This is a genomic window from Chryseobacterium shigense (genome assembly GCF_900156575.1).
Classification (GTDB): Bacteria; Bacteroidota; Bacteroidia; order Flavobacteriales; family Weeksellaceae; genus Chryseobacterium; species Chryseobacterium shigense.
The window spans coordinates 70,143-82,328 of the sequence record NZ_FTNY01000007.1 but is presented as its reverse complement, the minus strand read 5'-3'; the positions used below and the strand labels follow the sequence as shown (position 1 = coordinate 82,328).

General features: G+C 37.9%; 13 protein-coding genes. 8 read left to right on the top strand and 5 right to left on the bottom strand.

All coding sequences use genetic code 11. The features are described 5' to 3' along the window. Positions 1-60 precede the first annotated feature (60 nt). Complete coding sequence (rsmG, locus tag BW964_RS20230) at positions 61-696, bottom strand: 16S rRNA (guanine(527)-N(7))-methyltransferase RsmG (RefSeq protein WP_076510059.1); 636 nt, start codon at positions 694-696, stop codon at positions 61-63. Between the two features lie 96 nt (positions 697-792). After that, a complete protein-coding gene (locus tag BW964_RS20225; RefSeq protein WP_076510057.1) occupies positions 793-2,130 on the bottom strand; it encodes a M20/M25/M40 family metallo-hydrolase in 1,338 nt (445 codons plus the stop codon). 500 nt (positions 2,131-2,630) lie between these two features. Between BW964_RS20225 and BW964_RS20220 the strand changes: the two genes are divergently transcribed. The 4 genes from BW964_RS20220 to BW964_RS20205 all read left to right on the top strand — a co-directional run bounded on the left by BW964_RS20220 (position 2,631) and on the right by BW964_RS20205 (position 5,343). Next, positions 2,631-3,824, top strand: a complete 1,194-nt coding sequence (locus BW964_RS20220) for a pyridoxal phosphate-dependent aminotransferase (protein ID WP_076510055.1) — start codon at positions 2,631-2,633, stop codon at positions 3,822-3,824. Positions 3,825-4,004: 180 nt separating this feature from the next. Next, positions 4,005-4,637: a peroxiredoxin gene (locus BW964_RS20215; RefSeq protein ID WP_073331520.1), complete on the top strand. Its 633-nt coding sequence runs from the start codon at positions 4,005-4,007 to the stop codon at positions 4,635-4,637. Between the two features lie 149 nt (positions 4,638-4,786). Then, complete coding sequence (locus BW964_RS20210; RefSeq protein WP_076510053.1) at positions 4,787-5,092, top strand: thioredoxin family protein; 306 nt, start codon at positions 4,787-4,789, stop codon at positions 5,090-5,092. A 2-nt stretch (positions 5,093-5,094) separates the two neighbouring features. After that, positions 5,095-5,343 carry a DUF6952 family protein gene (locus BW964_RS20205; protein WP_034727575.1) on the top strand — a complete coding sequence of 83 codons (249 nt, stop codon included), beginning with the start codon at positions 5,095-5,097 and terminating at the stop codon, positions 5,341-5,343. A 629-nt stretch (positions 5,344-5,972) separates the two neighbouring features. Here the strand turns inward: BW964_RS20205 and BW964_RS20200 are convergent. The 3 genes from BW964_RS20200 to BW964_RS20190 are packed head-to-tail and all read right to left on the bottom strand — an operon-like array spanning position 5,973 to position 8,218. Further along, positions 5,973-6,671 carry a Bax inhibitor-1/YccA family protein gene (locus BW964_RS20200; RefSeq protein ID WP_076510051.1) on the bottom strand — a complete coding sequence of 233 codons (699 nt, stop codon included), beginning with the start codon at positions 6,669-6,671 and terminating at the stop codon, positions 5,973-5,975. Positions 6,672-6,701: 30 nt separating this feature from the next. Continuing rightward, on the bottom strand, positions 6,702-7,139 hold the full coding sequence (locus tag BW964_RS20195) for a peptidylprolyl isomerase (protein WP_076510049.1): 438 nt from the start codon (positions 7,137-7,139) through the stop codon (positions 6,702-6,704). A 44-nt stretch (positions 7,140-7,183) separates the two neighbouring features. Continuing rightward, positions 7,184-8,218, bottom strand: a complete 1,035-nt coding sequence (locus BW964_RS20190; protein ID WP_076510047.1) for an acyl-CoA reductase — start codon at positions 8,216-8,218, stop codon at positions 7,184-7,186. Positions 8,219-8,277: 59 nt separating this feature from the next. Between BW964_RS20190 and BW964_RS20185 the strand changes: the two genes are divergently transcribed. From BW964_RS20185 to BW964_RS20170, 4 genes are all read left to right on the top strand, one after another. Further along, complete coding sequence (locus BW964_RS20185; protein ID WP_034750982.1) at positions 8,278-8,628, top strand: 4Fe-4S binding protein; 351 nt, start codon at positions 8,278-8,280, stop codon at positions 8,626-8,628. Between the two features lie 119 nt (positions 8,629-8,747). Further along, complete coding sequence (serC, locus tag BW964_RS20180; RefSeq protein WP_076510045.1) at positions 8,748-9,812, top strand: 3-phosphoserine/phosphohydroxythreonine transaminase; 1,065 nt, start codon at positions 8,748-8,750, stop codon at positions 9,810-9,812. Between the two features lie 116 nt (positions 9,813-9,928). Further along, positions 9,929-10,894 (top strand): D-2-hydroxyacid dehydrogenase, encoded by a 966-nt coding sequence (locus tag BW964_RS20175; protein WP_076510043.1) that lies wholly within the window; start codon positions 9,929-9,931, stop codon positions 10,892-10,894. 2 nt (positions 10,895-10,896) lie between these two features. After that, on the top strand, positions 10,897-12,141 hold the full coding sequence (locus tag BW964_RS20170) for a DUF1015 domain-containing protein (protein WP_076510041.1): 1,245 nt from the start codon (positions 10,897-10,899) through the stop codon (positions 12,139-12,141). Positions 12,142-12,186 lie beyond the last annotated feature (45 nt).

Genomic DNA, 12,186 nt, shown 5'->3' with positions numbered 1-12,186 from the left:
CCTCTAATTTACCGATTATTAACAAAAATTCAGTAAAAATTATCCTTAATTTACTTAAAATTAAGAATTAAAATTACCTTTTGATACATAAATCACTTTTTTAGTATCAAAAAATTCTTCATCAAAATAGTTTTTAAGGTTGAAAATTTCACATTTAATTCCGGCCAGTTCTTCAGCAAGATCACCGCCTTTTAAATATAAAACTCCGTTATGCTTGGCATTAATCTGTTCTTTTTCAAATTTTCCTTTCAGCCATCTGAGGAATTCCGGCATCTGCGTTACTGCACGGCTTACCACAAAATGGAACTTTTCTTTTACCTTTTCGGCTCTTCCATGGATCGCCGTTAAATTCGTCAGTCCTACTCCTTCTGCCACTGCATTGACTACGGTAATCTTCTTTCCAATAGAATCTACCAAAGTAAATTGCGTCTCCGGAAAAAGGATAGCCAGTGGAATTCCAGGGAAACCGCCGCCTGTTCCGATGTCCAGAACTTTTGTACCGGGTGCAAATTCCATTATTTTAGCGATTCCCAAAGAATGCAGAACGTGTTTTTCATACAGCGATTCCATATCTTTTCTGGAGATCACATTGATTTTTTCATTCCATTCATTGTACAGGTTCTCCAACTGGGTAAACTGCTCGATCTGCTTCTCTGTAAGATCCGGAAAGTATTTTAATAGTAACGATATTGCCATATGAATTATTATAATCTGCAAAAATAAGTTTTATTTCTATTGTATTCAAATCGAGTGTTCCGATAAGGCTTTATTTACCCCTTCACCAACTGCCGATCATTTGGCAATACCGGGAATAACGGCAACACTTAAATTCCCGCTCTTATCTACTGCCTGAACAGCAAAAATAGAGTTGTCCTTTGACAGCGGAATTTTAATAGAACGTTCTGTGGTAAATATCTTTTTCTGCCATACAGGACTATCGGTCTCCCGGGCGAGGATAAAATAGCCCATCGGTATTCCTGACTTGGATCTCTCCCATTGTAAAGTGGTGGAATTCGTAAGTTCTTTAACTTTCATTTCTACCCGTTCAGGTTTTGAGGGAGCTTTGGCAAGGCTGGCCAGTACGGCAATATTGGCGGCTACATTCTTTTTAAGATAGTTGTAATCTATAAACTCAGGAAGATCTCCGTACTGCTTATTATTTTCCTCTCTTATATCCTGATGCTGATGGTCATAATTTTCATAATATTCTGTAATTCTTACAGAAGGAAATCCCTGGTTGACAAAACTGGAATGATCTCCTCCACGAAGGAATCTGTCATTTCTGTAGATCATTTTTACGTCAAGTCCTTTCACATATTTCTCTGCAATTTCTTTAATATACCGCGCTAACTGTCTGGATTCACTGTCGTTTTCCAGGCCGAGATTTCTGATATTCATCGCTTTTTTATCTAGTTCGGCATAAGGCAGTCCTTCACTGAAAACGCGGAGCGTACGGGTATTGACTTCTCCTGTTTCTCCGGCTTTAGGATTTCCGATCATATCGTTGTTCAGAACGGCCTCTATCTGCCAGTTTTCTTTTTTAGCTTTATCGGCAAGAAGTTTAGACCCCAGCAGCGACTGTTCTTCACCTGAAAAAGCAACAAAAACGACCGATGCAGGAAAGGAAGACCTGCTTAAAATTCTTGCAGATTCCAGGACTGCGCTTACGCCACTGCCATCATCATTTGCACCCGGAGCGAATGAAATCCTGTTCATCACATCCGTTACCCGTGAATCCAAATGAGCAGAAATCAGGAAAATTCTTTGATCATTGGGATCTGTTCCCTTCAGAAATGCTACAGGATTTCCAAGGTTCACAGCTTTATCTATTCTTTTTCCATCCGGCAGAATATCTTCCTGCTGCATGAACACCTCCATTCTTCCTCCTGCATTTTTTGCATAGTCTTTAAATTTTCCGAGCACCCAATTTCTTGCTGCCCCTATTCCCTGATTTTTCCCATTAACAGAACTTAAAGTATGCCTGGTATGGAAGCCTACAAGTGTATTGATATAAGATTTTAAAGAATCTGAGCGTACTTCAGAAACGTATTTCTTTATTTCATCATCTTTCGAGCGGACTTGTGAAAATCCGACAAAAGGAATCAACAGGACAAGAAGAGTATATTTCATAGGATCAATCTAAGATGGATTAAAGATACAAAACATAGGCTTTTAAGAGTCTTTTTCCAATTCATATTTTACAAAGATGAAGTTTTTACAATACGATTCAAGTATACATAAAGACTTGTAAATAGATGGTGTGAGATAAAAAAAGACTGCTTTCGGCAGTCTCTGTTTCTCTGTTTATTCTTTTTTAATGGGATTGTCGGATAACCTAAGGTTTCCGGCGATCAGAGCATCCATATTGGCTCCGCTTTTTTTAAGCTCATTGTAATCCAGCTGGGCAAAATAGCCAAATCTAAGCTATATTTCCATTTTCCCTGCTTTGGAATCTACATTTATCCCTGCCTCATCTTTCTCCTGAAGAAAATACGGTTGAAGCATTCAGAAGCATACTATTTCCAAATCTATGATTAGATTAAAACCTGACAAAAATCTTTTTTCTGGTACCACTTTTATTTCCCGGCCAAACGTTTTTATTATATATTTGTTAAAATTGAAAATACCTTATGGATAAACTTTCAGACAGAGTAAAGAGATTAGGTTACTCACAGACTTTCGTAATGTCCAATAAAGCAAGAGAAATGAAGGCCGCCGGCATTGATGTGATCAGTCTTACTCTTGGCGAACCGGATTTTGACGTGCCGGATAATATCAAACAGTCCGCTTTTGATGCCATCAACCAAAATTACAGCCACTACTCTCCTGTTCCTGGATTTCTTGAACTTCGTGAAGCAGTAGCCCATAAATTAAAAAGAGATAACAATTTAGACTATAAACCATCACAGATCTGCGTTTCAAATGGTGCCAAACAAGCTATTTTAAATGTTCTTGCTTCTGTGGTTAATGACGGTGACGAAGTTCTCCTTCCTGCCCCTTATTGGGTGAGCTACGATGAAATGGTGAAAATGATGGGAGGAAACTCAGTCATGCTTCCTACCTCTTATGTCACTGATTTTAAAATAACGGCGGAACAACTGGAAGAAGCTATTACCGATAAAACAAAGGCAATTCTTTTCAGTTCTCCATGTAATCCGTCCGGTGGATATTACACCTACGACGAACTTAAGTCTATGGCAAAAGTGATTGCCAAATATCCTCATGTGACCGTTATTTCAGATGAAATCTACGAATACATCAACTATGAAACAAAAACGACTTCCATTGCCCAGTTTCCTGAAGTCTATGAGCAGACTGCCGTGATCAACGGAATGTCTAAGGCTTTTGCGATGACAGGATGGAGAATCGGATATTCTGCCTGTCCTGAGTGGCTGGCAAAGGCTTGTGAGAAGGTTCAGGGGCAAATGACGAGCGGAGCGAATACCGTGGCTCAGAGAGCTTCTATTACGGCTTTGAAAACAGATCCTTCTGAGTACAAATATATGATCGATGCTTTCCAGAAAAGAAGAGATCTTGTCTATGATCTGATGAAAGAGATTCCAGGGTTTAAAGTACTGCTGCCCAAAGCTGCCTTTTACTTCTTTCCTGATATTTCGCATTATATCGGAAAAAATCTGAATGGTACAGAAATCAAAGATTCTGATGATTTCGCTATGTTCCTTTTGGAAAATGCTCATGTAGGATGTGTAGGAGGCGTTTCTTTCGGAAGTCCTGAGTGCATCAGGTTTTCTTATGCAGCTTCTGAGGAGGAACTGAGAGAAGCTATGAAACGCATCAAAGATGTGCTGGCTCCTTTCAATTAAAAGATTAAATCAGACTTACTAAAAATTAGTATAAAGTAAACAAAAAGCTCTGATTTCAGGGCTTTTTTCTTATAGTTCCATTGAAAACAATTATAGATTTTATTTATCGATATTGATTTGTTCGATAGATGGAATATTGATATCTTTGCAATAGAAAATTTAATATAAAAACAGAAAATTATGTCTTTAGTAGGAAAAAAATTCCCCAATGTAACAATCGATGCGATGTCTGAAATGGGTGACGATCTTAGAATCAACATCCTTGAAGAAGCGACTTCAAACCAACAAAAAGTAATCTTATTCTGGTATCCGAAGGATTTCACTTTCGTATGTCCTACAGAGCTTCACGCTTTCCAGGATGCTTTAGGTGAATTTGCAAAAAGAAACACTAAAGTAATCGGTGCTTCTTGTGATACCAATGAGGTACACTTCGCATGGTTGAACGTTTCAAAAGATAACGGAGGGATCGAAGGAGTAACTTACCCACTTTTAGCTGACACTCACAGACAACTGGCTAACATCTTAGGAATTGTAGACCAGGATTTCGAATACAATGAAGATGGAGAGGAAACTTTCACAGGTTCTAATGTAACATACAGAGCCACTTACCTGATTGACGAAACTGGAAAAATTTTCCACGAGTCTGTCAACGATATGCCTCTTGGAAGAAACGTGAAAGAATATTTAAGATTAATTGACGCTTACACTCACGTTCAAAAACATGGTGAAGTATGTCCTGCTAACTGGGAAGAAGGAAAAGATGCTATGAAAGCTGACAGAACTTCTACCGCAGAATACTTAGCTAAGAACTAATCAAAACACTATAACAATGTAGCAATTGTTCTAATGTAACAATATAGCAGTGTAACAATGTACCAATATCTGAAATTTCAATATTTCATAATTGATACACTGATACATTACCCAATTGCTGCATTGTTAAATTTCATAAAATTTAACTTATGTACACAGAATTAACAGAAGATACTTTACAGAATATCGTGAATGACAACGAAAAAGTAGTTGTTCAGTATGGCGCAACATGGTGCGGAAACTGCAGAATCATGAAGCCTAAATTTAAAAAATTAGCAGCAGAAAATGAAGATATTCCATTCTTGTATGTAGATGCTGAAAAACTTCCTGAAAGCAGAAAATTAGCAACTGTTGACAACCTTCCTACTTTCGCAGTTTTCAAAAACGGTGAATTGGTCAACCAGGTACAGAGCAACCAGGCTGAAAGTTTAATTAACCTTTTTAACGAACTATAATAATGAAGTTACCCGTAATCAGACAGTTCTATCAGAATCAGACCCCTGAAAATCTTGAAAAAACATTAGAAGTACTGGAAAGCTTCTGCGAATTCAGAGGAACCAGCGAAGAGGATTTAAATGTTGCAGGAGAGCTGATCACCAATATCTGCGGTGCTTTGGAAGTACACGCCAGCGTTCAGAACGGAATGAGCGAGAAAGACGCTCTAAATTCTTTTGCTCAGAAGGTCTTAGGATCTATTGATAAATAGTTTTTTTCTTTATTGAATCATTAAAAGATTTAATAATTAAAAGATTCAGACACAATACTACTGAGGCTTTCCTCGACACTCTATTTTCTCCATTCTTTAATTTCATTGATAATACATGCTTCAAAGCTTCTGTAATATGCCATTGCTGATGCCGTTGCCGTTGTTTATACAAGTTAAAGAATCCTATTAAAAATCCCGGTGAATGTCATCAGGATTTTTTGGGTTTCTTTATTTAAAACACGAATAACACGAGTTTTTTGCACTAATGACACGAATGCTTTAGTCTGCAAATTGTGATATTTGTGGAATCATTTGTAGTATTTGTGGTTAAAAATTGAAAGATTGAAGCATTCAAAGATTTAAAAATTCAAATATTCAAGAATTTTAAAAATTTAATCGAGCACATGGTTTAAAATACTAATTGCACAAATATTTTACACAAATGACACGAATGTTTTAGCCTGTCAATTGTGATATTTGTGAAGCCATTTGTGATATTTGTGGTTAAAGATTGAAAGATTTAAAAATTAAAACAAAAAATCCTGATGAATGAATCACCAGGATTGTATATTGAAGTTAGAAGAATGTCTTAAAACTCATCATTCATAACTTAAAACTCATAACTAAATTTAGCTTCTTCTGCTCATCAAGATTCTAAGAATATACCAGAACAACAGCATAATAGAGGCGAAAAGCTGCAAAGAAGCTCCCACATACTGTCCTGTAGTGTAGGTATTTTTAAGTTTGCTGGTTTCATACAGAATACTTGCAGAAGCCAGAACCATCATTCCTACCGAGAACCAAAGCCCCAGATTGAACCCGAAAATAGCGCCCGCCACAATCAATCCTATCGAAAGAAAACCTCCGATAATAATGATATTTCTTAAGAATGAAAAATCTCTTTTAGAAGTAAATGCTATTAAAGAAAGACCTGCAAACATGGCAATCGTAAGCATGGCAGCCTGGAAAATAATATTCCCTCCACCCTGCATTCCCGCAGCAATATAAAGCATCGGCATAAAGATCACAGCCTCCAGAATGACATAAAATCCAAGTCCGAAATACTGGGTAGTCCTGCTCTGAGAAAGCGACCATTTAGACGCTAACATGGAAGCCAGCCAGAAAACACCAATGATCAGTAACCAGGTATATTTCTGCCCGAACATCATCGCAATGATTTCTACAGGAACCGTTTTTAATAAAATGGTTTCAACCCCAATAAACGCAAGGATTGAAAGGATTGATAAAGCAACGTGCATATACGTTTTTCTGTAAAAAGCTGCTTTTTCCACATCTGAGGAATGGGCAACCAAGACATCTGTCATCATAGTTAGTATTTTTTTGTTTCGAATATAAAATTATTTTTCTTTTTTCGCCGGCATTACTCCAAGGATCTTTCCATCCTCTTCAAATACAGCCATAATCACCTCTTTTGAATCTCCTGCATATTTGTAATGAATGCTTGGCAAATTGGACCCGTCCATTAGTTTATGATAGCCTGTTTTTAAAATCTCCAATTTTTTATTGACATCAAAGCCTTCCTTCACTTTTTTCAGGACGTCATCCGTCACGATTTCTTTTACCTTGTCTGAAAGAAGCAAATCAATAGCAGGTCGGTCTGAAGCTTTAAGTGCTGTGACAAACTTAAGAAAGTTGTCATTATACAAATTAATCTTCTCTTTGCTCAACTGTGCCGGAACTTCTTTCTGAGCTTTTTCTACCTTCACGCCGGTAACTTTCTGAGCAAACATCAGCTGTGCGGCAAGCATCGTAAGTCCTAACAATATTTTTTTCATAATCTATCTGTTATTGGGTAAATCGGTGAGTTAAGATACGAAAATCAGACCAATTCCAAAAATCTCATCGTATCTACATTATCAGCATAAGTATCCAAAGAAGGGTGCTGAGCCTCTCCAAAAGGAATAGAATCCAACCCGAGCTCTTCTTTTGCAACAATACACTGGATATCTTCCTTATTTTCAGCAATAAAACTTTTCACTTCATCAAGTGATGAATATCGGCTGAAATTAATCACGGAAAGCGGACTGAAAAGTTTATCATCTTCTTTCAGCATCACAAAATTATTATCCCAGAACAGATCACGGTTCAGAAGGTAAACCGCTCTGTTATAATCGTAATTGTTGGCGTATTTATGATGATTGATGATATCCTGAAATCCTGTAAAACTTTCAAACAGTCTGTCAATCACAAAATCCTCCGGAATAAAAATTCTAGTCACATTTCTGCATCCAAGCCCGAAATATCTGAAAATATCTTCGGCCAGCAACTGAAGCTCTTCAGGAGTCTCATCTCCCTTTAAAACCGCCGCAGAAGTTCTGTTTTTTCTGATGATGCTTAAATGATTTTTGAAATAATATTCAAGGTATCTTGCTGTATTATTACTTCCTGTTGCAATCACAGCATCAAAATTCTCCAATCTTTCAACCCATTCAAACTGAACGGCATCTCCGGAAAACTCATTCCATTTTTTAAGGAGGAACGGAACCATCAGTCTATCTTTAGAAGACAGTTTGATCAACGGAATATGCCCGCTCAAAACCACGGAGACCACATCGTGAAATCCTACCAGGGGAATATTCCCGGCAAGAATCAATCCTACTTTTTTAGAAATTTTAGAAACGGAATAGTTTCTTATCCAGTTATTGATATTTTCCCGGGTAAGCAGATTCGCCCACTCCTGAAGAGCAAATTTCTGATTATCAATAGTAAACCACGGGTTTTCTATTTCAGACCTTTTGAGCAATGATCTGAACTCATTATCAGCTCCGTTATCATCTTCCTGATCCTTTGATAAATACTCTTTTATATAGTCACTTAACTTAATAAGTCCTAAAACTTGATTTTCGATATTCATAATTACTTTTAAATTGGGGAATATTTTGTAATTTTGTGCAAATTTAAAAAAAATTAGCGATGGCTATTAAAATAACTGATGAATGCATTAATTGCGGTGCCTGTGAACCGGAATGCCCAAATAATGCAATATATGAAGGAGCCGTAGACTGGAAAGCTTCTGAAGGCACCGCTCTTGCCGGTACAGTGACTATGCCGTCAGGACTTACGGTAGATGCAGATTCGCCGCAGGAACCTGTGAGTGATGATGTGTATTTCATTGTTACAGACAAATGTACGGAATGTAAAGGATTCCACGAAGAACCTCAGTGTGCAGCGGTTTGCCCGGTAGACTGTTGTGTTCCTGACGAAGACCACGTAGAATCTGAAGAGGCGCTGCTTGAGAAAAAAGCGTTCTTACACGGTGAATAATAAAGGCTCCGTCTCACCACTATGAGACGGTTTTTTTACCTTTAAATCTCAAAGAATCTAGTAAATAACAATAATAAACCGCAAGCGCAACCACCTTGCACAACCTAAAAAGTAAAAATATGAGCAAAAAGCACAACTTCAGCGCAGGACCCTGTATCTTACCTCAGGAGGTATTCGAAAAATCAGCAGAAGCTATTTTAGATTTCAACGGGATTGGATTGTCTCTTCTTGAAATTTCGCACAGAAGCAAAGATTTTGTTGCGGTAATGGACGAAGCGCGTGCCATTGTGAAAAGACTGATGAACCTTGGTGATGATTATGAAGTACTTTATTTAGGAGGCGGTGCAAGCCTTCAGTTTGCGATGGTTCCTTACAACCTGTTAAAAGTAGGCGGTAAAGCAGCTTATCTTGACACGGGAACATGGGCAGCGGGTGCTATTAAAGAAGCCAAAAAATTAGGAACTGTGGAAGTAGTAGGTTCTTCCAAAGAAGACAATTATTCTTTCATTCCTAAAGATTATACCATAGGTTCAGAATACGATTATTTCCACTGCACCTCAAACAATACGATTTACGGAACTCAGATGAAATCTTTTCCTGAAGTAGATACTCTGATAGTTTGTGATATGAGTTCTGATATTTTCTCAAGACAGCTCGATTTCTCCAAATTTGATCTGATTTATGCCGGAGCTCAGAAAAACATGGGACCTGCCGGTGTAACCTTGGTGGTGATCAAAAAAGAAATTCTTGGAAAAACAGGGAGAGAAAATATGTTGTCTATACTGGATTATTCTCAGCATATTTCAAAAGAATCGATGTATAATACCCCTCCGGTTTTCCCTGTTTACGCTTCTCTTCTTACGCTACAGTATCTTGAAAAGAATGGAGGAATTGCAGCAGCAGAAGCAAGAAATGAAACGAAGGCAAAACTTTTATATGATGAAATTGATAATAACCCTCTTTTTGAAACGTTTTGTGTAGAAGAAGACCGTTCACTAATGAATGTTTCTTTCCAGTTGAAAGACGAAAGTAAAAAAGAAGAATTTGACAACGCATGGAAGGCTGCGGGGATCAGCGGACTGAACGGACACAGAAGCCTTGGAGGTTACAGAGCCAGCTTATACAACGCTTTACCGATTGAAAGCGTGCAGGTTCTGGTGGATGTTATGAAGTCAATAAAATAACTTATATTAGACGGCCAAAAAAATTAAAAAAATCTGAAGATTTCAGATGCAGAATATCAGACTTTAAAGTCTAATTTCTAACATCTTATATCCAACATCGATTAAGACCATAACACATGAAAGTTTTAGCAAACGACGGAATCTCGAAAACAGGAGAACTGGCCCTTACGGAAGCAGGATTTGAAGTTCTGCCCAACAGAGTGGCTCAGAATCACGTTATCAATTTTATCAATGAAAATAACGTAGATATTCTTTTGGTAAGAAGCACGACGAAAGTAAGACAGGACATCATTGATGCCTGCCCAAGCCTGAAAATCATCGGGCGCGGTGGTATAGGGATGGACAATATTGATGTAGATTATGCGAAAAGCAAAGGGATCAAAGTAATCAATACCCCTACAGCATCTTCAAAATCAGTAGCCGAACTTGTTTTCGGACACTTTTTTGCTCTGGCAAGATTTCTTCACGAATCGAACCGACTGATGCCGCTGGAGGGAGAAACTCACTTCGAGGCCATGAAAAAGTCATTCAGCAAAGCGTATGAACTTTCAGGAAAAACACTTGGAGTGATTGGCTTTGGAAGTATCGGGCAGGAAGTGGTGAAAATGGGAATAGCATTAGGAATGAAAATCAAAGTACTGACCAAAAATCCAAAGACAAGAGTTCTTACCCTGGACTTTTTCGACGGACAGAGTCTGAATTTTGAGATCACTTCTACCAATGATATGGATGCTTTTCTTAAAGACACGGATTTCATCAGCATCAATACGCCAAAAACAAATGAATATATTATAGACACGCCTCAGTTTGAAAAAATGAAAGACGGCGTCTACATCGTTAATACTGCAAGAGGAGGTGTAATCAATGAAGTAACGCTTATTGATTTTATCGAATCCGAAAAAGTGGCGGGAGCTGCACTGGACGTGTTTGAAAGCGAACCGACTCCGGAACTTCCTTTACTGATGAACCCTGCTTTATCCCTTTCCCCTCACGTAGGAGGAAATACAGTGGATGCCCAGGAAAAAATCGGCGCAGAACTTGCAGAACAAATTATTAAGCTACAAAAAGAAACCATAAGATAAATATGCCTGTTTTTAAACCTTTCCGTGGAATAAGACCTCATAAAGACTTTGAGAGCACTTTCCCTACCCATCCGCTGGACAACTTCACCCAGGAGGAAATCGCAGAGAAAGCTCAAGTTGAAAATACTTACATCAACATGATTAAACCCTATGTTGTAAGTAAATCTAAAGATATTGACCGGAATTTAAGAAAGATCCGCTCAACGTTTGAAGAGCTTCTGGATGAAAAAAAACTGGTCCAGGACAGTTCAGCTTATTATCTTTATGAGCAAATCTACCCCAACAAACAGATCTTCAGAGGATTGCTCGGATTAGCAAGTATTGAAGATTTCTGGAACGGAAAGATCAAAAGGCATGAAAGTACCATTCCTCAGAAAAAGGAAAAGCTGGCTCATTATCTTGAAAAAGTAAACCTACAGGCAGAACCTGTACTGCTTACTTATCCTTCCAATTCCAAGATTGAGCTTCTGATGAATCATGAAGAGAAGAATGTTCCTATTTTCAATCATGTAGATTCTATCGGGATCAGACACAAGATCTGGAGAATAGACAACCGTCTGAAACTTCAGCAGTTCAAAGAGGTCATCGACCAGATTGACTCTTTCTACATTGCGGACGGACACCACAGAATTGGTTCTACCGCATTGAATGCAAAGTACCACAAGGAGAAAAACAAAAAGCATAACGGTACTGAAGCGTATAATTTTGTATACAGCTTTATCGTATCCAACCAATCGATCAAAATCCACGATTACAATAGAATCCTGTCAGACCTGAACGGTCTTTCAAGTGAAGAATTTCTGAAAGAGCTGGATCAGTATTTCCTGATTCATGAAAAAGGTGAAACTTCTTACTTCCCTTCTCAGAAATTCCATATTTCCATGTATCTGGATGGCAAATTCTACTCCCTTCATGTAAAGCATGATCTGCGTTCAACAGAAATGTCTCTGGACAATCTTGACCATCATCTTTTAGATAAATATATTTTTAAGAATATTCTGAAAATTGAGAATTCTGACAGCTCGGAAAAGATTACGTACGCTAAAGGAACTTCTAATATTCAGGGAATTAATTCTTTAAAAGAAAAAATCGACAATGGAGAAGGAAAAGTAGGATTTGGAATCTATCCTGTGAGTTTCAACGATATGATCAAAATTTCAGACCTGAAACTGAGCATGCCTCCAAAATGTACATTCATAGAACCCAAATTGGTTACAGCACTGTTGATGTACGATATGAAACCTTAATAAATTCCTATTTTTTCCCTACTTTTAGCATCGGAAAAAGAAAGG

Bases quoted from the DNA above. Each gene is read 5' to 3' on its own strand.
- rsmG (WP_076510059.1), bottom strand. From the start codon at position 696: ATGGCAATATCGTTACTATTAAAATACTTTCCGGATCTTACAGAGAAG.
- BW964_RS20225 (WP_076510057.1), bottom strand. From the start codon at position 2,130: ATGAAATATACTCTTCTTGTCCTGTTGATTCCTTTTGTCGGATTTTCA.
- BW964_RS20220 (WP_076510055.1), top strand. From the start codon at position 2,631: ATGGATAAACTTTCAGACAGAGTAAAGAGATTAGGTTACTCACAGACT.
- BW964_RS20215 (WP_073331520.1), top strand. From the start codon at position 4,005: ATGTCTTTAGTAGGAAAAAAATTCCCCAATGTAACAATCGATGCGATG.
- BW964_RS20210 (WP_076510053.1), top strand. From the start codon at position 4,787: ATGTACACAGAATTAACAGAAGATACTTTACAGAATATCGTGAATGAC.
- BW964_RS20205 (WP_034727575.1), top strand. From the start codon at position 5,095: ATGAAGTTACCCGTAATCAGACAGTTCTATCAGAATCAGACCCCTGAA.
- BW964_RS20200 (WP_076510051.1), bottom strand. From the start codon at position 6,671: ATGATGACAGATGTCTTGGTTGCCCATTCCTCAGATGTGGAAAAAGCA.
- BW964_RS20195 (WP_076510049.1), bottom strand. From the start codon at position 7,139: ATGAAAAAAATATTGTTAGGACTTACGATGCTTGCCGCACAGCTGATG.
- BW964_RS20190 (WP_076510047.1), bottom strand. From the start codon at position 8,218: ATGAATATCGAAAATCAAGTTTTAGGACTTATTAAGTTAAGTGACTAT.
- BW964_RS20185 (WP_034750982.1), top strand. From the start codon at position 8,278: ATGGCTATTAAAATAACTGATGAATGCATTAATTGCGGTGCCTGTGAA.
- serC (WP_076510045.1), top strand. From the start codon at position 8,748: ATGAGCAAAAAGCACAACTTCAGCGCAGGACCCTGTATCTTACCTCAG.
- BW964_RS20175 (WP_076510043.1), top strand. From the start codon at position 9,929: ATGAAAGTTTTAGCAAACGACGGAATCTCGAAAACAGGAGAACTGGCC.
- BW964_RS20170 (WP_076510041.1), top strand. From the start codon at position 10,897: ATGCCTGTTTTTAAACCTTTCCGTGGAATAAGACCTCATAAAGACTTT.